The 20,094-nt window shown below is 75.5% G+C and carries 20 protein-coding genes; 11 read left to right on the top strand and 9 right to left on the bottom strand.

Annotated elements, in window-relative coordinates; translation table 11 throughout:
* Window positions 1-38: 38 nt before the first annotated feature.
* From FHN55_RS07450 to FHN55_RS07485, 8 genes are all read left to right on the top strand, one after another.
* Window positions 39-1,190 carry a hypothetical protein gene (locus FHN55_RS07450; protein WP_139711691.1) on the top strand — a complete coding sequence of 384 codons (1,152 nt, stop codon included), beginning with the start codon at window positions 39-41 and terminating at the stop codon, window positions 1,188-1,190.
* Between the two features lie 18 nt (window positions 1,191-1,208).
* Window positions 1,209-1,769 carry a DUF4126 domain-containing protein gene (locus tag FHN55_RS07455; protein WP_139711692.1) on the top strand — a complete coding sequence of 187 codons (561 nt, stop codon included), beginning with the start codon at window positions 1,209-1,211 and terminating at the stop codon, window positions 1,767-1,769.
* Window positions 1,766-2,443, top strand: a complete 678-nt coding sequence (locus FHN55_RS07460) for a GntR family transcriptional regulator (RefSeq protein ID WP_139711693.1) — start codon at window positions 1,766-1,768, stop codon at window positions 2,441-2,443. Before FHN55_RS07455 ends, FHN55_RS07460 begins: the two co-directional genes overlap by 4 nt.
* 74 nt (window positions 2,444-2,517) lie before the next feature.
* Window positions 2,518-4,284 carry an allophanate hydrolase gene (gene atzF, locus FHN55_RS07465; RefSeq protein ID WP_218974434.1) on the top strand — a complete coding sequence of 589 codons (1,767 nt, stop codon included), beginning with the start codon at window positions 2,518-2,520 and terminating at the stop codon, window positions 4,282-4,284.
* Between the two features lie 21 nt (window positions 4,285-4,305).
* Window positions 4,306-4,989 (top strand): cysteine hydrolase family protein, encoded by a 684-nt coding sequence (locus FHN55_RS07470; RefSeq protein WP_139711695.1) that lies wholly within the window; start codon window positions 4,306-4,308, stop codon window positions 4,987-4,989.
* A gap of 10 nt (window positions 4,990-4,999) precedes the next feature.
* Window positions 5,000-6,655, top strand: a complete 1,656-nt coding sequence (locus tag FHN55_RS07475) for a regulator (RefSeq protein ID WP_218974435.1) — start codon at window positions 5,000-5,002, stop codon at window positions 6,653-6,655.
* 39 nt (window positions 6,656-6,694) lie between these two features.
* On the top strand, window positions 6,695-7,591 hold the full coding sequence (locus FHN55_RS07480; protein ID WP_139711696.1) for a DMT family transporter: 897 nt from the start codon (window positions 6,695-6,697) through the stop codon (window positions 7,589-7,591).
* Window positions 7,588-8,223: a GntR family transcriptional regulator gene (locus FHN55_RS07485; RefSeq protein WP_139711697.1), complete on the top strand. Its 636-nt coding sequence runs from the start codon at window positions 7,588-7,590 to the stop codon at window positions 8,221-8,223. Before FHN55_RS07480 ends, FHN55_RS07485 begins: the two co-directional genes overlap by 4 nt.
* On the opposite strand, the gene FHN55_RS23645 is transcribed toward FHN55_RS07485, so the two are convergent.
* Together FHN55_RS23645 and FHN55_RS07490 are read right to left on the bottom strand one after the other, a co-directional pair.
* Window positions 8,210-8,422 (bottom strand): hypothetical protein, encoded by a 213-nt coding sequence (locus FHN55_RS23645; RefSeq protein ID WP_257570773.1) that lies wholly within the window; start codon window positions 8,420-8,422, stop codon window positions 8,210-8,212. The two genes, FHN55_RS07485 and FHN55_RS23645, sit on opposite strands and share 14 nt — an antisense overlap.
* Window positions 8,395-8,793 (bottom strand): cyclase family protein, encoded by a 399-nt coding sequence (locus FHN55_RS07490; protein ID WP_257570774.1) that lies wholly within the window; start codon window positions 8,791-8,793, stop codon window positions 8,395-8,397. The genes FHN55_RS23645 and FHN55_RS07490 overlap by 28 nt, the downstream gene beginning before the upstream one ends.
* Window positions 8,794-8,811: 18 nt before the next feature.
* Between FHN55_RS07490 and FHN55_RS07495 the strand changes: the two genes are divergently transcribed.
* Genes FHN55_RS07495 through FHN55_RS07505 form a run of 3 tightly spaced genes read left to right on the top strand, consistent with a single transcriptional unit; the run spans window position 8,812 to window position 11,610 of the window.
* Window positions 8,812-9,714: a 3-methyladenine DNA glycosylase gene (locus tag FHN55_RS07495; RefSeq protein ID WP_218974436.1), complete on the top strand. Its 903-nt coding sequence runs from the start codon at window positions 8,812-8,814 to the stop codon at window positions 9,712-9,714.
* Window positions 9,711-10,763: an alpha-hydroxy acid oxidase gene (locus FHN55_RS07500; protein WP_139711699.1), complete on the top strand. Its 1,053-nt coding sequence runs from the start codon at window positions 9,711-9,713 to the stop codon at window positions 10,761-10,763. Before FHN55_RS07495 ends, FHN55_RS07500 begins: the two co-directional genes overlap by 4 nt.
* The gene (locus tag FHN55_RS07505; RefSeq protein ID WP_139711700.1) at window positions 10,756-11,610 is read left to right on the top strand and encodes a DNA-formamidopyrimidine glycosylase family protein; all 855 of its coding nucleotides are present in this window, start codon (window positions 10,756-10,758) and stop codon (window positions 11,608-11,610) included. The genes FHN55_RS07500 and FHN55_RS07505 overlap by 8 nt, the downstream gene beginning before the upstream one ends.
* Here the strand turns inward: FHN55_RS07505 and FHN55_RS07510 are convergent.
* The 7 genes from FHN55_RS07510 to dapA all read right to left on the bottom strand — a co-directional run bounded on the left by FHN55_RS07510 (window position 11,597) and on the right by dapA (window position 20,046).
* Window positions 11,597-11,941 carry a helix-turn-helix transcriptional regulator gene (locus tag FHN55_RS07510; RefSeq protein ID WP_257570775.1) on the bottom strand — a complete coding sequence of 115 codons (345 nt, stop codon included), beginning with the start codon at window positions 11,939-11,941 and terminating at the stop codon, window positions 11,597-11,599. The genes FHN55_RS07505 and FHN55_RS07510 overlap by 14 nt on opposite strands.
* 122 nt (window positions 11,942-12,063) lie before the next feature.
* Entirely contained in the window at window positions 12,064-12,576 is a 513-nt protein-coding gene (locus tag FHN55_RS07515; protein WP_139711702.1) for a CinA family protein, read from the bottom strand.
* Window positions 12,566-13,159, bottom strand: a complete 594-nt coding sequence (gene pgsA / locus FHN55_RS07520; RefSeq protein ID WP_139711703.1) for a CDP-diacylglycerol--glycerol-3-phosphate 3-phosphatidyltransferase — start codon at window positions 13,157-13,159, stop codon at window positions 12,566-12,568. Before pgsA ends, FHN55_RS07515 begins: the two co-directional genes overlap by 11 nt.
* Window positions 13,156-14,622: a 30S ribosomal protein S12 methylthiotransferase RimO gene (rimO, locus tag FHN55_RS07525; protein WP_139711704.1), complete on the bottom strand. Its 1,467-nt coding sequence runs from the start codon at window positions 14,620-14,622 to the stop codon at window positions 13,156-13,158. Before rimO ends, pgsA begins: the two co-directional genes overlap by 4 nt.
* Before the next feature lie 33 nt (window positions 14,623-14,655).
* The gene (locus FHN55_RS07530; RefSeq protein WP_139711705.1) at window positions 14,656-17,406 is read right to left on the bottom strand and encodes a DNA translocase FtsK; all 2,751 of its coding nucleotides are present in this window, start codon (window positions 17,404-17,406) and stop codon (window positions 14,656-14,658) included.
* A 55-nt stretch (window positions 17,407-17,461) separates the two neighbouring features.
* Window positions 17,462-19,186, bottom strand: a complete 1,725-nt coding sequence (locus FHN55_RS07535; protein ID WP_139711706.1) for a ribonuclease J — start codon at window positions 19,184-19,186, stop codon at window positions 17,462-17,464.
* A complete protein-coding gene (gene dapA, locus FHN55_RS07540) occupies window positions 19,183-20,046 on the bottom strand; it encodes a 4-hydroxy-tetrahydrodipicolinate synthase (protein ID WP_139711744.1) in 864 nt (287 codons plus the stop codon). The genes FHN55_RS07535 and dapA overlap by 4 nt, the downstream gene beginning before the upstream one ends.
* Window positions 20,047-20,094 lie beyond the last annotated feature (48 nt).

Here is a 20,094-nt window from a genome sequence, read left to right on the forward strand (position 1 = left end):
ACCAGCCTGATCAGCCTGATCAGCCTGATGAGCGCACGTTGGGTGCTCACTGCTTCGACGCCGCGGTCAGCGCCCTGGCCGGTGCGCGGCCGGCGGCGTTGGACGCCACCAGCGCGGGGTGGACTGCTGGCACGAACGTGGAGATCCGCATCAGCCTGCCGGGGCTGGTCGGGGTGGAGGATGACCCCGGCTACATCGAGGGGTACGGGTGGGTGCCGGCGTGGCTGGTGCGCACCGTGCTGGGCTGGGGGCGGTGCCGGTTGCGGCGGGTGCTGACCGATCCGTTCACCGGGGACCTGGTCGCGGTGGACGGGCACACCTACCCCGCTTCCTGGCTCACCGACCCCGGTGACCCCGACCCCGGCTCCGAGGAGCCCGACGACACCGGTGGTCCCGGCTCCGACGACGCCGGCGGCCCTGGCCCGCAATCCGGCGCTCCCCGTGGCGGCGACGGCGCCGGAACCCATCCCGGTCGTGACGCCGGTGCTGGTGCGGGCCTCGGCAAGACCCGCTCACCAGCACCGGGGGCTGCCCGGCCACCGGGGGCTGCCCAGCCACCGGGTGGTGCACGGCCGGGGTTGTTCAAGGGCCGGCCCCTGCAGCAGCTGCCACCACCACCGGCGGGCCTGGGCCCCGACCTGCCCGACGACCTTGAAGACCTCGCCGGTGACCCCGGCGACCCGTGCACCGCGGGGACCTGTGAGCCGGTCGACCCCGCCGCCTGCCCGCTGGGCGCCATCGGTGGTGGACTGCACGACCCGCCCGAAGCGCTGCGCCGTCACCTGACGGCGTTGTGGGGCACCTCCACCGGGCCCGGTGACCGCCTGCCCGCGCACCGGGCCGACCTGGACCACGTCACCCCCTGGGGGTCCCTGCCCGGTCAGGGTGGCAGCACGTGCGGGTGCAACCTGGACCCCAAATCCCGCCGCTGGCACCGGCGCAAGCACGCCGGGGATGCCCGCAGTGCTGCCAGCGTCCCGTGGTCGGCGCGCTGGCAGCACTGGCGCTGCAGCGCTGGGCACGCCCACTGGCGCTCCCCGCTGGGCCTGGACCACATCACCCGCCCGAAGCCCTACACCGACCCGATCGCGCGCTACCGCCCCTGGGCGCCGCCGCCGCGGGTGCAACCGCCCCGGCCGCCCAAGACCACCAGCAGCGCGCTGCGCTTCACCGAGCCGCCACCCTTCTGAAGCGCGCAGGATGGTGGCGTGGAGGTGCTCGTCGGCCTGGGCCTCGCGTCAGCCGCAGGGCTGAACGCGTACCTGCCGCTGCTCCTCCTCGGCGCGCTCGCCCGCTTCACCGACCTCGTGCCGCTCCCGCCGGAGTGGTCGTGGCTCTCCGACCCGGTCGCCCTCACCGTCCTCGCCCTCCTCCTGGTGGTGGAGGTGGTGGCCGACAAGGTCCCTGGCGTCGACCACCTCAACGACGTGCTCGGGGCCGTGGTGCGCCCGGCCGCCGGTGGCATCGCCGTCGGGGCGGGCACCGCCAGCACCAGCGGGGACGGCCAGTGGTGGTCCGTCGTCCTCGGCGCCGTCGTCGCCCTCGTCGTGACCGTCGCGAAGTCCGCGGGACGGGCCGCCGTCAACGCGACGACGGTCGGCACCGGAGCTCCCGTCGCCTCGACACTGGAAGACGGCGCGAGCCTCGCCCTGACCCTGTCCGCCCTGCTCGCACCGGTCCTGGTGCTCGTGGCGCTGGTGGCCTCGGCGCTGGCGATCGGGTTGGCCGTCAGACGCGTCGCTCGGCGCCGCTCTACGATCGCCCGGTGAGCGCAGCGGCTGAGGGCCTCTCCCAGCCGAGCCTGGTCGAGCTGGCCACCGCGCGCCTGCGCGAGGAGATCCTCTCGGGGCACCTCGCCCCCGGCGAGCGCATCGTCGAGGAGCAGGTGACCGCCCGGTTCGGCACCAGCCGTGCGCCGGTGCGCGAGGCGCTGCGGCTCCTCGCCGAGCAGGGCCTCGTCGAGCACCTCCCGCGCCGCGGTGCGCGCGTCGCCGTCTGGTCCCCCGAGGACGTGAGCCAGCTGTTCGAGGTGCGTCACGCCCTCGAGCAGTACGCGGTGCTGTCGGCGCTGCCCCTGCGCGACCGCGGGACCGGCAGCGCGACCGGCACCGACCCCCTCGCCCGCGTCCGGGAGCACCTGGCCGCGATGGAGCGCGCCGAGGACGCCGGGGACGCCCTCGCCAAGGACGACGCCCACCGCGCCTTCCACGCCGCCGTCGTCGGCCTGGCCGGCAACCGCCAGCTCGAGCTGGCACTGGCCCCGGTGCTGCTGAAGCTCCAGCTCCCGATGGCGGTCAACCTCCGCCGGGAGGCCCAGGCCGCCTCCCCCGAGCGCGGCCTCGCGCGCCACCACGCGCTCCTCGACGCGCTGGAGACCGACGACCCCCAGCGGGTGCTCGCCGCTCTGCGCGACCACGGGGAGCTGACCTACCTGCCGCTGTGATGCGCACACAGACGTAACACGACCGTTCCACGCGCGTCACCAGCCACTCGCCACGTTTGTCGGCAATCGACCGCGTGCTCACCACCGCGACGCTGCTGGCCGACCTCCGCGCCGGACGCACCACCCCGGCGGCCGTCGTGGAGCAGGCGCTGGACCGCATCGCCGAGCGCGGCGACGACGGCACCTGGATCACCGTCCAGCAGCGCGACGTGCTCCTCGCCCGCACCGCCGCCCTCGAGGCAGACCCCTCCGCACGCCGCCTCCCCCTGTACGGCGTCCCCTTCGGTGTGAAGGACTCCATCGACGTCGCCGGGCTCCCCACCACCCTGGCCTGCCCCGCCTACGCCGACTCGCGCGGCGTGCCCACCACCAGCGCCGAGGTCGTGCTCCGCCTCGAGGCCGCCGGCGCGGTGTGCCTGGGCAAGACCAACCTCGACCAGTTCGCCACCGGCCTCAACGGCACCCGCACCCCGTACACCGTGCCGCGGAGCACCTTCGGCGGCGGCCTCATCAGCGGCGGCTCCAGCTCCGGCTCCGCGCTGGCGGTCGCAGGCGGGGTCGTCGCCTTCGCCGTCGCCACGGACACCGCCGGATCGGGCCGCGTGCCGGCAGCCCTCAACGCCGTCCTCGGGTACAAGCCCTCGCGCGGCCTCATCAGCACCGTCGGCCTCGTCCCCGCGTGCCGCTCCCTCGACTGCGTGACCCTCATCGCCAGCTGCGCCGACGACCTCCGCCGCGTCATGGACGTCGTCGCGAGCGCGCCGGACCAGCGCGACCCCTGGAGCCGGCCCCGCTCCTCGGCCCGCCCGCCGCGCGTCCGCATCGGGCTGCCGGACCCCGCCGACCTCCCCTTCGGCCACGCCGGGCACGACGACGGCGACCTTCGCGCCGCCCACGTCGCCGCGACGGGGGCGCTGGAGGCCGTCGGAGACGTCGTCCCCGTGACCCCGGACCCGTTCCTCCAGGCCGGCGAGCTCCTCTACGCCGGCCCGTGGGTGGCCGAGCGGACCCTGGAGTTCTCCAGCTTCCTCACCGAGCACCGCGACGACGTCCTCGACGTCGTCGCGGGCATCATCGACAGCGGCAGCCGCTTCAGCGCCGTCGACGCCTTCGCCGCCCAGTACCGCCTCGCCGAGCTGAGGGCGGCAGCGGCCCGCACCTGGGAGCAGGTCGACGTCGTCGTCCTCCCCACGATCCCCACCACCTTCACCGTCGAGCAGGTGCTGGCCGACCCGGTGGCGACCAACACCACGCTCGGCACGTACACGCAGTCGGGCAACCTGCTGGACCTCTGCGGCGCCGTGGTCCCCGCGCCACCCACCGCTGACGGCCGGCCGGTCGGTCTCATGGTGCTCGGCCCGGCCCTCGCCGACGAGGCCGTGCTCCACGTGGCCGAGCGGCTCGCGGAGCTCTTCGGGCCGCAGGCGCCGGTCGAGCGGACGGACCTCCTCGTGGCCGGGCACCACCTCGCCGGCGGCCCGCGCAACCACGAGCTGACCGAGCGGGGCGCCCGCCTGGTCACCGCCACGCGCACCGCCCCCAGCTACCGGCTGCTGCGGTTCGACGACGACGCCGGCCGCAGCGTGCCGGCCCTGCTGCGCGACGCCGGGTCGCCGTCGCAGGACAGCGGCGGCATCTCGGTGGAGGTGTGGTCGGTGCCCACCGACCAGCTGCCCGGGTTCCTCACCGGCGTCCCCGACGTGCTCGAGCTCGGCGAGGTCGAGCTGGCCGACGGCCGCACGGTCGCCGGGCTCGCCTGCGCTGCTGGCGCCGACCCGGCCTCCGCCACCGACATCACCGCCGACGGCGGGTGGCGCGCCCACCTCGCCCTGACCGCCTGAGCCCCACCGAGGAGGAGCCCGATGCCCACCGTCCCGGCCGAGCCCGGCCCGTTCCCGTTCGAGGTGGGCAGCACCGCGCTGCTCGTCATCGACATGCAGCGCGACTTCCTCCTGCCCGGCGGGTTCGGGGAGTCGCTCGGCAACGACGTCGGGCAGCTGGCCCGCGTGGTCCCGCCGCTGGCGGCCCTGCTCGCCGCGGCCCGCGAGGCCGGGATGCTCGTCGTCCACACCCGGGAGGGCCACGAGCCGGACCTGTCCGACTGCCCGCCCGCCAAGCTGCGCCGGGGCGCCCCCAGCCTGCGGATCGGCGACCCCGGCCCCTACGGCCGGATCCTCGTGCGCGGCGAGCACGGCCACGACATCGTCGACGAGCTCGCCCCGCTGCCCGGCGAGGTGGTGCTCGACAAGCCCGGCAAGGGCGCCTTCTACGCCACCGACCTGCAGCAGCTGCTCACCGGCGCCGGGGTGACCCAGCTGCTCGTCACCGGCGTCACCACCGAGGTGTGCGTGCACACCACCGTCCGCGAGGCCAACGACCGCGGCTACGAGTGCCTCGTCGTCTCCGACTGCGTCGGCTCGTACCTCCCGGAGTTCCAGCGGGTCGGCCTCCAGATGATCGCCGCCCAGGGCGGGATCTTCGGCTGGGTCGCGCCGTCCTCCGCCGTCGTCACCGCACTGTCCCCCGCCACAGCGACCGTCGCCTAGGAGCCCCGCCATGTCGAGCACCGCCGTGTCGAGCACCGCCACTGCCAGCCGGGTCCCCCTGTGGACCCGGGGTGACACCAACGCCTTCTTCGGGCTGGCGTTCAACATCCTCGTCAACGTGCTCACCCTGACGGGGCTCATGATCGCCGTCGTCGGGCTCGCCGCCGACGACGTGCTCGGCACGGTGCTGCCCGCCATCGGCGTCGCGATGGTGCTCGGCAACGTCTTCTACACGGTCCTGGCGCTCCGGCTGGCCAAGCGCGAGGGCCGCTCGGACGTCACGGCGCTGCCGTACGGGCCGAGCGTGCCGCACATGTTCATCGTCGTCTTCGTCATCATGCTGCCCATCGCCCTGGCGACCGGCGACCCCGTGAGGGCGTGGGAGGCGGGCCTGGCCTGGGCGTTCGTCATCGGGATCATCGTGCTCATCGGCGCGTTCGTGGGGCCGTGGATCCGCCGCGCCACCCCGCGCGCGGCCATGCTCGGCACCCTGGCGGGCATCTCCCTGACCTTCATCGCCATGCGGCCCGCCGCCCAGATCTGGGAGGCCGCCTGGATCGGGCTGCCGGTGCTGGCGGTCATCCTCATCGGCTTCGTCGCCGGGGTGCGTCTGCCGGGCGGGGTGCCCGTCGGGCTGGCGGCGCTGCTGCTCGGCACGGCCATCGGCTGGATCGGCGGGTACATGTCCGTGCCGGACGTCACCGCCGCCGCCCGGGACATCGCCCTCGCCGTGCCCCACCAGCGCGTCGACCTGCTGCTCGCCGGGCTGTCCGACCTCGCCCCGCTGCTCGCCACCGCCATCCCCCTGGGCGTCTACAACTTCACCGAGGCCATGAGCAACGTGGAGTCCGCCGCGGCTGCCGGTGACGACTACGACCTGCGCAGCGTGCTCCTCGCCGACGGCGCGGGCGCCGTGGTGGGCGCGGCGCTCGGGTCCCCGTTCCCCCCGGCCGTCTACATCGGGCACCCCGGTTGGAAGGCCGCCGGCGGTCGGGTGGGGTACTCCATGGCCAGCGGCCTGGTCATCGGCCTGCTGTGCTTCCTGGGCCTCTTCGGGCTGCTGTCGGCCCTGCTGCCGCTGCCCGCCATCGTGCCGATCCTGCTCTTCATCGGTCTGCTCATCGGCGCCCAGGCCTTCCGCGCGACCCCGAGGGTCCACGCGGCGGCGGTGGTCATCGCCATCGTCCCGAACGCGGCGTCCTGGGCGTCCGGCCTGGTGGACAACGCCCTTGCCGCCGCTGGGACCAGCGCCGCCCAGGTCGGCAGCGCCGCGCTGGCCAGCGCCGGCGTCGTCTACGACGGCCTCCTCACCCTCGGCCACGGCGCCGTGCTCGCGGGCATGGTGATGGGCTCCATCACCGTGTTCCTCATCGACCGGCGCTTCGCCGCCGCGGCGGTCGCCTGCGGGGTGGGCGCCCTGCTGAGCTTCGTCGGGCTCATCCACGCCGCCCAGGTCGGGTGGGCCGCGGCTCCCGCCGTGGCACTGGGCTACCTGCTCTTCGGCCTCGTGGCGGCGGGGTTCTGGTGGCTGCAGAAGGCCCGCGGCGAGCAGCCGACCCCGGCGCCGGAGGTGGACGAGAACGGCGACCCGGTGGTCCCGTCCCCGCGCGGCGAGGTGGACCTGACCGCCGGCCGCGACCGGGAGACGGCACCCGCCGGCCCGTGACGCCGGGGACGCACCCTTGGATTGTGTAACAATCCAGGGGTGCGTCCCGTCGTGCTCGTGCTGCTCGCCGCCGTCTGCTTCGGCTCCACCGGCACCGCGGTGGCGCTCGGCGCGTCCGGCTCCTCGCCCCTCGCGGTCGGCGCGGCCCGCATCGCCGTGGGCGGTGCGCTGCTCGCGGCGGTCGCGGCGTGGCCGCTGCTGCGGCGCGGCAGCGGCGTGACCGCTCCCTCCGCGCGGCTGGTGGGCGTCGTGGTGGTCGGGGCGGTGGGGGTGGTCGCCTACCAGCCGCTCTTCTTCGCCGGCACCCGCACCAACGGCGTCGCCGTCGGCACGGTGGTGGCGCTGGGGTCCGCACCGCTCGTCACGGGCCTGCTGGCGTGGGTGCTCACCGGCGTGCGTCCCGGTCGGCGGTGGACCGCCGCCACCGCCGTCGCCGTCGTCGGGCTGGCGCTCCTCGCCGTCAGCGCCGGCGAGGACGCCGCCGCCTCGCCGCTGGGCCTGCTGGCCTCGGTGGGAGCAGGCGCCAGCTACAGCGTCTTCGCGCTGGTCACCAAGCGCCTCCTCGACGCCGGCTGGGGCCCCACCGGCAGCGTCGGGGCGGTCTTCGGCCTGGCCGCTGTGCTGAGCGTCCCGGTGCTCCTCGTGACCGGGGTCCCCGCCGGCGCGGGCGGCCTGGCGGTGGCCCTGTGGCTGGGAGTGGTCACCACGGCCCTGGCGTACGTGCTGTTCTCCACGGGGCTGCGGGAGCTGACCGCGCCCACCGCGGCCACGCTGACGCTCGCCGAGCCGCTCACCGCCACCCTGCTCGGCCTGCTCGTGCTCGGCGAGCACCTCACCGCGGCGCAGGCCGCCGCGCTGCTGCTGGTCGCCACGGGCCTGGCGGTCCTCGCCGCCCCCACGAGCCGTCGGCCCCGCCGTGCCAGGGTGCCGGCGTGAGCCCGCGCCGCGCCGACGACCTGCACGCCGTGCTGCGCGACCGGGTGCTCTCCGGCGAGCTGCCCCCCGGCACGCCGCTGCGCGAGGAGGCGCTGGCCGAGGAGCACGCCGCCAGCCGGCACACCGTCCGCACCGCGCTGGCAGCCCTCGTGGCCGAGCGGCTGGCCAGCGCCGCCCCGTTCGCCGGGGTGCGGGTGGCCGCGCTGGACGACGACGACGTGCGCTCCCTGCAGGACCTGCGCCGCGCCGTCGAGTCGGAGGCGGTCAGGCTCGCGGGCGAGCGCTGGGGCAGCGCGTGGCCCACCGAGGTGGTCGCGGTGCTGGACGAGCGCGCGGACGCCCTCGAGCGCGCCGTGCGGGGGGCAGCGGCGGAGCCGCTGGCGGTGCTGCGCGAGCACGCGGCGCTGCACGAGGCGCTCGTGGCGGTGGCCGGGTCGCGTCGGCTCACCGAGGCGGCTGCCGCCCTGGGGGCGGAGGTGCGGCTCTTCACCGCCCACCTGCAGCTGCACCGCTCCCCCGCTGCGCTGGCCGAGCAGCACCGCGCCTACCTGCGCGACGTCCGCGAGCGCGGGCCGGTGGCGGTGCGCGAGCACCTGGCGGCCTCGCAGGACGCCCTGCTCAGCGGCCGGTAGCCACGGCCCGGACGGGGGCGCCGTCACCGCGGGCGAGGCGCAGCGGGAGCAGGTGCACCTGCGGGTCGGTCAGCCGGGCGAGCTCCCCGAGGCCCCGGAGGTTCTCCGCGAGGACCCCTCCCGCGCCCAGCCACGCCCGGTGGAAGTCCAGGTGGTGGAGCGGGTCCGGGCTCAGGGTGTCGACGCCGAGGGTGCGCACGCCCGCTGCCAGCAGGCGCCCGGCGGTGCCGGGCGCGAGGTGCGGGTGCCGCTCGCGCCGGCCGCGAGGGCCCCGGCGTGGGGCGCGAACGGCTCCCAGCCCACGGCGGCGCCGGGCGCGTGACCGCGGGCGTCCACGACGAGCGCGGGACCGGTGAACAGGGCCAGGTCCAGCTCGTCGAGCGTGGGCCCGCCGGGCACCACGTGGGAGGGCGCGTCGACGTGGGTGCCGCTGTGGGAGCCCAGGTGCAGCGACGTCACGGCGCACCCGTCGGCGGCGAGGTCCAGCGCGGGCGCCAGCGAGACGGCCGGGTCGCCGGGGAAGACGGGCATGCCCGTGGTGACGGGGTGGGTGAGGTCGACGACGCGCACGTCAGCGATCCTGGACCCGTGGAGGTGGCGGACTGGCGCGAGCGCGCCGCGGCGCACGGTGCGCGCGCCGACGCCCTCACCGCCGGGCGCCGCGCGCGCCGCTCCCACGGGGCGTCGGCCGGCTCCGTCGACGCCGTCGACGACTTCCTCTACGACTACTACTCCCTGCGGCCCGGCCAGCTGCGGCGCTGGCACCCCGGCGCGGGCGCCGTGCTGGTGGACGCCGCGGACGCCCCGCACGCGGACTGGCGGTGGTACGTCCGGGTGGGCACCGGGCGCGTCGCGCTCGACGTCCAGGGGTTCGGGGCGGACCGCGGTCGCGCCGTGGCGACGACCCACCGGCTGCTGGGCGCCCTGCGGGACCGGACACCGCACCTGGGGTGCTTCGGCCTGCACGAGTGGGCCATGGTCTACCGCTCCGGCGACGCCGTGGGCGGTCCGAGCACCGGCGGGGCGTCCCCGGCGGGGCGCCGGCACGCGCTGCCGCTGCGCCTGGGCCAGGCCGGCACCGACGCCGTGGTGGAGGCGCACCCGCTGCGGTGCAGCCACGTCGACGCCTACCGCTTCTTCACCCCCGAGGCCGTGCCCCGCAACGCCGCGGTGCTCACGCGGGAGACCCAGGCGGCGTCCGACCAGCCCGGCTGCGTCCACGTGACGATGGACGTGCTGCGCCACGCGGTCGCGCTGGGCCCCGCGTGCCCCGGCGACCTGCTGCTGGACTGCTTCGAGGCCGCCCGGTCCGCGCGGGAGGTCGACATGCGCGCCTCCCCGTACGACGTGTCAGGCTCGGGCCTGGCCCCGATCCGGATCGAGACCCGCGACGGCAAGGCGGCCTACGCCGCCGCCCAGCGCGAGCTGGCCGCGGCCGCGGCGCCGCTGAGGGAGCGTCTGCTCCGCGTGTGCGAGGAGGTCCTGGCATGAGCACGACGACGACGGCGCTGTTCGCCGAGCTCGAGGCGCAGGCCCGGCCGCTGCTGCCCGCCCACGTGGCCGGGTACGTGGCCGCGACGGCCGGCGCCGGCCAGTGCCACGCCGAGGGGCTGCGGGACTGGGCCGCGGCACGGCTGGTGCCCCGCGTGCTGCAGGGCCGCGAGGTGCCGGACGCCGAGCTCGCGGCGACGACGGTGCTCGGGACGCCGCTGCGGACCCCGGTGCTCGTCGCTCCGATGGCGCAGCAGGTGGCCGCCCACCCCCGCGGGGAGGCCGAGACCGCCCGCGCCGTGGCCGCGGCGGGGTCGCTGCTCGGGGTGTCCACCAACACCGCGGTCCCCTTCGACGCCGTCCAGGCCGCCGGGGCGCCCTGGTGGTACCAGGTGTACGTGCTGCGCGACAGGTCGCTCACCGGGCTGCTGGTGGACCGCGCGGCCGCTGCCGGCGCCACCGCGCTGGTGCTCACCGTGGACACCACGGCCCTGACGGACGTGCGCCCCGGTGAGCAGAGCATCGAGCCGACCGCCTGGCCGCAGGGACCGGGACGCGCACGGCTCACAGCGCTGACCAGCGCTGACCTCGGCGACAGGGAGGCGGGGGCCGCGTCCCCGGCCTTCGACGTCGGCCTCGACACGATCGGCTGGCTCGCCGAGAGGACCGGCCTGCCGGTGGTGGTCAAGGGCGTGCTCCACCCCGACGACGCGCGCGCCTGCGCCCAGGCCGGGGCCGCCGGCGTCGTCGTCAGCACCCACGGCGGACGGCGGCTCGGGGAGTCCGTCACCTCCGCGGCGGCGCTGCCCGGCGTGGTCGCCGCCGTCCGCTCCGTCAGCGACGAGGTCGAGGTCTACGCGGACTCCGGCGTCCGCAGCGGCGCAGCGGTGGCGTGGGCGCTGGCGCAGGGCGCTCGCGCCGTCTTCGTGGGCCGGCCCGCGTGGTGGGGCCTGGCGGCGCGCGGCGCCGACGGCGTCGCCGCCGTGCTCGACGCGGTCACGAGCGAGCTGGTCACGGTGCTGCGCCAGTGCGGCGACGTGCGTGCCTGAGGGCGACGTCGTCTGGCGCTCCGCCCAGCGCCTCCACGCGGCGCTCGCCGGGCGCCGCGTCGTGCGGAGCGACCTCCGCTGGCCGTCGCTGGCCACCGTCGACCTGACGGGCCGGGTGGTGGCGGAGGTGGTCAGCCGGGGCAAGCACCTGCTGGTGCGCCTGGGTCCTGGTGGAGGGTCCGAGCAGCCGCTCACGCTGCACAGCCACCTGCGCATGGAGGGCTCCTGGCACGTCCACGCCACCGGGCAGCCGTGGCGCACCGCGCGGGCCGCGCACGGCGTGCGGGCGGTGCTCGCGAACGCCGAGTGGACCGCCGTGGGCCACCGGCTCGGGATGCTCGACCTCGTCCCGACGAGCGAGGAGGCGCGGCTCGTCGGCCACCTCGGGCCGGACGTGCTCGGGCCCGCCTGGGGCCCGGACGCGGTGGCCGCGGTGGTGGGCGCGCTGCGCGCGCGGCCGGCGCGGGAGGTGGGCGAGGCCCTGCTCGACCAGAGCGTCCTCGCCGGCGTCGGCACCTACTTCATGGCCGAGGCCCTGTTCCTGCGCGGGCTGTCGCCGTGGACACCGGTGGAGGCGCTGGACGACGACGCCCTGCGGGCGCTCGTCGAGCTGGAGCGGCGGCTGCTGCTCGCCGGGACGAAGGACGTCGCCCACGGCTCCCTCGGGTACGTCCACGCCCGGTCCGGTCTCCCGTGCCGGCGGTGCGGCACCGCGGTGCGGGTGGCCCCCATCGGCCGGGCGCCGCAGGAGCGGTCCGCCTTCTACTGCCCCCGCTGCCAGCCGGGGCCAACACCCACGGACGACGGGTCGCCGCAGGCGCCCCTCGGCGCGGTCAGGCGGCGCTGACGAGGCCGTCGCGGGTGATGACCACCGGCGGGATGCCCAGGTCGGCGACGGGTGCGGCCGGGACGGTGGCGACGGCGGACGCCGGGGGTGCGAGGCCCTCGGCAGCGGCCACGCGGTCGCTGACAGCGCGCAGCACGGTGGACATCGGCACGGCCAGCGCGTCGCAGATGGACGACAGCAGCTCGGAGGAGGCCTCCTTCTGGCCGCGCTCCACCTCGGACAGGTAGCCCAGGGAGACGCGGGCGGCGCCGGAGACCTCGCGCAGGGTCCGGCCCTGCTGCTGGCGGGCGGAGCGCAGCACGTCGCCGATCTCGCGTCGCAGCAGTGGCACCTGGCGCCTCCCGTCCGTGTTCGGCGGTGACGCCGAGAGACCACGGTACCCCGTCGGGGCCGAGGGCGGGCGGCTGGAGGAGGGACGGCGGGTCGGAGGGCGGCGGACCGAGGTGCTGGTCATCAGTTCTTCCAACGCTCCGGGGTCCCGTCTCGTTCCTCACGGTCCGTGAGCACCCGGGCCAGGAGGTCGAGGGCTCCCCGCACGGCGCCCTCCCGGACCGCGGCGCGGTCGCCGGGCAGGCGCAGCACCTCGGCGGCCAGGCCCGCGGAGCTGGACACGGCGACGACCACGGTGCCGGCGGGGTGTCCGTCGTGCGGGCCGGGGCCCGCGACGCCCGTGGTGGCCACGCCGACGTCGGCGCCCAGCAGACGGGCCGCGCCGCTGGCCATGGCCTCCGCGACGGCGCGGTGGACGGGCCCGGTGCGCTCCAGCTGGTCAGCGGACACGCCGAGCACCGAGGCCTTGACCTCCGTGGCGTAGGAGACGACGCCGCCGCGGAGCACGTCCGAGGCACCGGGCACGTCGGCCAGGCGCGCGCTCACGAGACCGGCGGTGAGGGACTCGGCGGTGGCGACGGTGAGCCCGGCCTCGCGCAGCAGCGCGACGACGCGGTCAGCGCCCTCAGCGTCCACGCCGCACCAGCCGGTAGGCGCGGACGAGGTAGTCCACGCCCGTGACCAGCGTCACGGCGGCGGCGGCCAGCACCAGCACCAGCAGGACCCCGTCGACGACGTCCAGCGGGGTGCCGGACAGCCAGGAGGCCCACGGCAGCAGCAGCAGGCCCGCCGCAGCGATCTGGAGCACCGTCTTGAGCTTGCCGCCCGGCGAGGCGGCGATGACGCCGTAGCGGATCACCACGAAGCGCAGGAGCGTGATGCCCACCTCGCGCACGAGGATCACCACGGTCACCCACCACCACACCTCCCCGAGCAGGGAGAGGCAGATGAAGACCGCGCCCAGCAGCAGCTTGTCGGCGATGGGGTCGGCGATCTTGCCGAAGTCGGTCACCAGGCCGCGGGCCCTGGCGATGTCGCCGTCGATCTTGTCGGTGATGCTCGCGGCGGCGAAGGCCGCGAAGGCCCCCAGCCGGAACCACGCGTCGTCGCCGTCGCGGGCCAGCAGCAGCCACACCACCAGCGGCACCAGCACGATGCGGAGCACCGTGAGGTAGTTGGCGATGTTCCACGGCGAGACGCGCGCCGGCTGCGTGGTCATCGGGGCCGGGCGATCAGGTCGACGCCCTCGCTGCCCGTGATGACGACGGGGACGAGCGCGCCGACGGGCGGCAGCTCGCCACCGGGCGCGAGCTCGAGCCGCGTGGTGCCGTCGACGTCGGGCCCCTGGAAGCCGGTGCGTCCGACCGCGTGGACCTGCCCGCCGTCGTCGTCGTGCTCCTCGACCAGGACGACGTCGCGGGAGCCCACGCGCTGCGCGGCCCGCTCGTCGACCAGGGCCTCCACGAGCCGGGAGACCCTGTCGACGCGCTCGGCCACGACGTCGTCGCTGAGCTTGCCGTCGAGCCCCGCGGCCTCGGTGCCGTCCTCGTCGGAGTAGCCGAAGACCCCCACCACGTCGAGGCGGGCGGCCTCGAGGAAGCGCTCGAGCTCGGCGACGTCGTCCTCGGTCTCCCCCGGGAAGCCGACGATGACGTTGGAGCGCACGCCGGCCTCGGGCGCGAGGGCGCGGACCCGGTCCAGCAGGCCGAGGAACTCCTCGGTACCGCCGAAGCGGCGCATCCGCCGCAGCAGCGCCGGCGCGGAGTGCTGGAAGGACAGGTCGAAGTAGGGCACCACGCCGGGGGTGCCGGCGATCGCCTCGAGCAGCCCGGGGCGCACCTCGGCGGGCTGCAGGTAGCTCACCCGCACCCGCTCGAGCCCGTCGACGGCGGCCAGCTGCGGCAGCAGGGACTCCAGGGCGCGCAGGTCGCCGAGGTCCTTGCCGTAGGAGGTGGAGTTCTCGGAGACGAGGAACACCTCCTTCACCCCGTTCTCGGCGAGCCAGCGGGCCTCGGTGAGGACGTCGGCCGGCGGGCGGGAGACGAAGCTGCCTCGGAAGGCGGGGATCGCGCAGAACGAGCAGCGCCGGTCGCAGCCGGAGGCCAGCTTGAGCGGCGCCCACGGGGCGGAGCCGAGGCGGGCGCGGACCACGGGCGGACCGGAGTCGGGGACCTTCTCCAGCTGGGAGCTGCTGAGCTCCCCCAGCCCGGGCAGGGCCACCGCGCCGCTGCGCGCGGCGGCCTGGCGCTTCGCGGGGCTGACCGGGAGCAGGGTGCGGCGGTCCCGCGGGACGTGGGACTCCGGCCGCTCGCCGTGGAGGATCCCCTCGAGGTGGGTGGACAGGTCGGTGTAGCTGTCGAAGCCGAGGACGGCGTCGACCTCGGGCAGCTCCTCGGCGAGGTCCTTGCCGTACCGCTCGGACATGCAGCCGACCGCCACCACGGCCTGCGTGCGCGAGGCCTCGTCGTCGCGGAGCTCGGCGACGTCGAGGAGCACGTCGACGGAGTCCTTCTTCGCCTGCTCCACGAAGCCGCAGGTGTTGACGACGGCGACGTCGGCGGCGGCCGGGTCGTCCTCGAGGCGCCACCCGGCGGCGGCCAGGCGGCCGGCGAGCTCCTCGGAGTCGACCTCGTTGCGGACGCACCCGAGGGTGACCAGAGCTACCGACCTCACGGACGGCAAGGGTACGGGGCTCCCCGACCGCCGGCTGCTGGCTCAGTACCTGTCGGTGAGCTGCCAGGCGTCCTGGGAGTCCTCGGAGGGCTCGTCCACGCCGTCGTCCCAGCCGTCGCCGTCCGCCAGGTCGACGACCTGGGTGGCGCCGTCCGGCACGTGCACGGGCTCGCGGGCCGCGTCTCCGCGCAGGCGGGCCAGGGCCTCGTCCATGTCGTCGGGCTTGACGTAGACGTCGCGGGCCTTGGAGCCCTCCGAGGGGCCCACCACGCCGCGCTGCTCGAGCAGGTCCATGAGCCGGCCCGCCTTGGCGAAGCCCACCCGCAGCTTGCGCTGCAGCATCGAGGTGGAGCCGAACTGCGTGGTGATGATGTGCTCGGCGGCGGCCAGCATGAGCTCGAGGTCGTCGCCGACGTCCTCGGCGATCTTCTGGGCGTTGCTGGGGGCGACGACGTCCTGCACGTAGTCGGGCGCGGCCTGCGCCTTGACGTGCTGGACCACCTTCTCGACCTCGGACTCGCTGACCCAGGCGCCCTGCACGCGGGCCGGCTTGGAGGAGCCCATCGGCAGGAAGAGGGCGTCGCCCTGGCCGATGAGCTTCTCGGCCCCCGGCTGGTCCAGGACCACGCGGGAGTCGGCGAGGGAGGACGTCGCGAACGCCAGGCGCGAGGGCACGTTGGCCTTGATGAGGCCGGTGACCACGTCCACCGAGGGGCGCTGCGTGGCCAGGACCAGGTGGATGCCGGCGGCGCGCGCCAGCTGGGTGATGCGGACGATGGAGGCCTCGACGTCGCGCGGGGCGACCATCATGAGGTCGGCCAGCTCGTCCACGACCACCAGGAGGTACGGGTAGCGGCGCAGGGCGCGCTCGCTGCCCTCGATCGGCTCCACGCGGCCCTCGTCGATGGCGGCGTTGAAGTCGTCGACGTGCTTGAACCCGTACATCGCCAGGTCGTCGTAGCGGCGGTCCATCTCCTGGGTCACCCAGTCGAGCGCCTCGGCGGCCTTCTTGGCGTTGGTGATGATCGGGCTGAGCAGGTGCGGGATGCCCTCGTAGGCGGTGAGCTCCACGCGCTTGGGGTCCACGAGGATCATCCGGACCTGGTCGGGCGTGGCCCGCATGAGGATCGACGTGATCATGGAGTTGATGAAGCTCGACTTGCCGGCGCCCGTGGCACCCGCGACGAGCAGGTGCGGCGTCTTGGCGAGGTTGGTGATGACGTAGCCGCCCTCGACGTCCTTGCCGATCCCCATGACCATCGGGTGGGTGTTGCGCTGCGCGACGTCGCTGCGCAGCACGTCGCCCAGGACGACGACCTCGCGGTCGGTGTTGGGGATCTCCACGCCGATCGCCGACTTGCCGGGGATCGGGCTCAGGATGCGCACGTCGGCGCTCGCCACGGCGTAGGCGATGTTCTTGGACAGGGCCGTGACCTTCTCCACCTTGACGCCGGTGCCCAGCTCCACCTCGTAGCGGGTGACCGTCGGGCCACGGGTGAAGTCGGCGACGCGCGCGTCGATCGAGAAGTTGTCCAGGACCGCGGTGAGGGCGTCGACCACGCGGTCGTTGGCCTCGGTGCGGGTGGCGTGGCCCTCGCCGTGCTTGAGGACGTCGTCCGGCGGCATCTCGTAGCTGCCGGTGAAGGCCAGCGCCATCTGCTCCACCCGGTGGGGCAGCTGCGTGGTGGGCGGCGCCTGGAGCGCCGGGGCCGGGGAGGGCGCGGAGCCGCGGGCGTGCGCGGTGACGCCCGCGGCGCTGGAGCGGCGCGGGGCGTCCGGCTCGGGCTCGTCGTCCTGCTCGACGGCGACGGCCGCGGTGGGCTCGCTGCCGAAGTCCTTGAAGGGGTCGAAGACCTCGTCCGGGACGGCCGGGGCGGCCGGGGCCTCCTGCTCGGCGAAGGCGGGCCTGTCGTCCTCGACGGCGCCGCGCCTGCGGCGCTTCGGCTTGGGCTCGGCCTCGCGCTCCATGGCCTGCTCGTAGGCCTCGTCGCCGTGGCGGTCGCCGCGGGCACGGCCCAGCTGGCGGCGCTCGAGCTCGCCGTCGGGGTCGTCCTCTCCGCCGGCCCAGCGGGAGCCGTGCACGTCGTCGCCGCCGGTGAGCGTGCGGTACAGCAGGCCCAGGCGGTGGGGCACGAGGTGCACGGGCGTCGCGGTGGTCACCAGCACGCCGAACACCGCGAGGATCGCGAGCAGCACGTACGTCAGCGCCTCGCCGACGGCGGCGTGCACGGGGGTGGCCACGAGGTAGCCGAGCACGCCGCCCGCCTCGCGGATCCTCTCCAGCGCGCTGACCGGGCTCGCGCCGATCGCCCCGCCGAGGTGGAGCATGCCCGCCACCGCCACGGTGATGGCCCCCAGCCCCACGACGACGCGGCTGTTCTCGCTGCCGGCGTCGGGGCGCAGCAGCAGGCGCAGCGCCAGCAGGAAGAGGGCCAGCGGCAGGGCGAGGCTGACCTTGCCGACGGTGCCCGCGACGACCGCGTGGACGACGTCGCCGAAGGTGCCCGGCATGCCCCACCACTCGCGGGCGGCCACGAGGATGCCCGCGGCGAGCAGCGCGAGGCCGATGCCGTCGCGGCGGACGTCCGGGTCCAGCTCGGCGCTGTCGGGGCGGCCCTTGCGGGCGCTGCCGCCCACGGCGTGGGCGAGTCCCATCCAGGTGCCGCGGACGGCCCGCACGGGCCACGGCGCGCGGGTCCGCGCGTGGGCGGCGCCGCGCGCACCGCCCTTGGGGGCGGCCTTGGCCCCGGCGCGAGGCTTCGCGGGGGTGCGCGACGACGTGCGGCTGGCCATGCGGCCACGCTATCCGCTCGTCACATCCCTCACACAGGCCCCACGCCGGGAGGAACTACGCCTCGACGACCACCGGGATGATCATGGGGCGGCGGCGCAGCGACGTGCCGGCCCAGCGGCCGACCACCCGGCGCACCACCTGCTGCAGCTGGTGGGTGTCCACCCCGCCGCCGCCCTGGGACGCCTGCGCGACGGCCTGGGCGAGCGCGTCGGCGACCCGCGGCACGATCGACTGCAGCGTGCTCGTGTCCTCGGCCACGCCCCGGGCGTGCACCTCCGGACCCGCCACGACCTTGCCGGTGGAGGAGTCGACGACGGCGAAGACCGAGATGAAGCCCTCGTCGCCGAGGATCCGGCGGTCCTTGAGGTCCGCGTCGGTGATGGAGCCGACCGACGAGCCGTCCACGTACACGTAGCCGCAGGGCACCTGGCCGGTGATCTTCGCCCGGCCGTCGCGCAGGTCCACCACGGTGCCGCAGTCGGTGATGAGCACCCGCTCGCGCGGCACGCCGGTCTTGACCGCCAGGTCGGCGTTGGCGTGCAGGTGGCGCACCTCGCCGTGCACCGGCATGGCGTTCTTCGGCTTGACGATGTTGTAGCAGTACAGGAGCTCGCCGGCGCTGGCGTGGCCGGAGACGTGCACCCGGGCGTTGCCGGAGTGGACCACCGTGGCGCCCAGGCGCATGAGGCCGTTGATGACGCGGTACACGGCGTTCTCGTTGCCCGGGATGAGCGAGGAGGCCAGGACGACCGTGTCGCCCGGGCCGACCTGCACGCGGTGGTCGTGGTTGGCCATCCGGCTCAGCGCGGCCATGGGCTCGCCCTGCGAGCCGGTGCACATGAGCACGACCTTGGCGTCCGGCAGGTCGTCGACCTGCTTGAGGTCGACCAGGACGCCCTTGGGCACCTGCAGGTAGCCGAGGTCGGCAGCGACGCCCATGTTGCGGACCATCGAGCGCCCCACGAAGGCGACCTTGCGGCCGTGCTTGTGGGCGGTGTCGAGCACCTGCTGCACGCGGTGCACGTGCGAGGCGAAGCTGGCCACGATGAGGCGGCGCTGCGCCGTCGCGAAGACCCGGTCCAGCACCGGGGTGATCTCGCGCTCGGCGGTGGTGAAGCCGGGCACCTCGGCGTTGGTGGAGTCGACCATGAACAGGTCGACGCCGCGCTCGCCCAGCCTCGCGAAGGCGCGCAGGTCGGTGATGCGGCCGTCCAGCGGCAGCTGGTCCATCTTGAAGTCACCGGTGTGCAGCACCGTGCCGGCGCTGGTGCGCACGGCGACCGCCAGGGCGTCGGGGATGGAGTGGTTGACCGCCACGAACTCGCACTCGAAGGGGCCGAGCTGCTCCACCTGGCCCTCGGAGACCGCGAGGGTGTACGGCTGGATGCGGTGCTCCTTGAGCTTGGCCTCCACGAAGGCCAGCGTCAGCGTGGAGCCCACCAGCGGGATGTCGGGGCGCAGGCGCAGGAGGAACGGCACCGCGCCGATGTGGTCCTCGTGGCCGTGCGTGAGGACCACCGCGACGACGTCGTCGAGGCGGTCGGCGATGTAGCTGAAGTCCGGCAGGATCAGGTCGACGCCGGGCTGGTGGTCCTCGGGGAACAGGACGCCGCAGTCGATGACCAGCAGCTTCCCGTCGATCTCGAGGACGGCCATGTTGCGGCCGACCTCCCCCAGACCGCCCAGCGGGACCACCCGCAGGGTGCCGCGGGCGAGCTTCGGCGGGAGCCCGAGGGGCTGCGCCTCGGTCTGGGTGGGCTGGGCGGTGGGTGCTGTCACAGCAGGTCTGCTCCTCGCAGGTCGGAGCTGAGCTGCTCGACCTGCTCGTCGGTGGCCTCCACGAGGGGCAGGCGCACGTGGCGGTTGGGGATGGCTCCGGTGAGCTCCAGCGCCGCCTTCACCATGATCGCGCCCTGCGTGCGGGTCATGATCGCGGTGACGGCGGGGAGCAGCCGGGTGTGCAGTGCTCGTGCGGCGGGCAGGTCGCCCGCGTCGACGGCCGCGACCATCGCGGCGTACTGGGCGGCCGCCACGTGGGCGACCACGGAGACCATGCCGGCGGCGCCCTGCGCGAGGTGCGCGAGGTTCAGCTGGTCGCTGCCGGAGTAGTAGGCCAGGCCGCCCTCGCCGCCGGCGGCGGCCATGACCTGGGACGAGGCGAAGAGGTCGTCCTTGGCGTCCTTGACGGCCACCAGGCGCGGGTGCTCCGCCAGGCGCAGGAGCACCTCGGTGGAGACCGCGGTGCCGGTGCGGCCGGGGATGTCGTAGACCATCACCGGCAGGCCCGTGGCGTCGGCCACGGCCGTGAAGTGCCGGTACAGGCCCTCCTGCGGGGGCTTGTTGTAGTACGGGGTGACCACGAGCAGGCCGTGCACGCCGGTCTTCTCGGCCGCGCGGGCGCGGCGCAGGGTGTGGTCGGTGTCGTTGTTGCCGCAGCCGGCGATGACGTGGGCCCGCGAGCCCACCGCCTCGACGACGGCGGCGAGCAGCGCGTCGTGCTCGTGCTCGGCCAGCGTCGGGGACTCCCCCGTGGTGCCGGCGACGACGAGGCCGTCGTTCCCCTCCTCGACGAGCCGCTCCGCGAGCGCCTGCGCGGCGGGGACGTCCAGCGCGCCGTCGGCGGTGAACGGCGTCGCCATCGCGGTGAGCACCGCCCCGAACGGCCGGTGGACAGCGGGGGCGGTCGG

Origin of the sequence: Streptomyces sp. NP160, assembly GCF_006335115.1 — a bacterium.
Classification (GTDB): domain Bacteria; phylum Actinomycetota; class Actinomycetes; order Actinomycetales; family Quadrisphaeraceae; genus Quadrisphaera.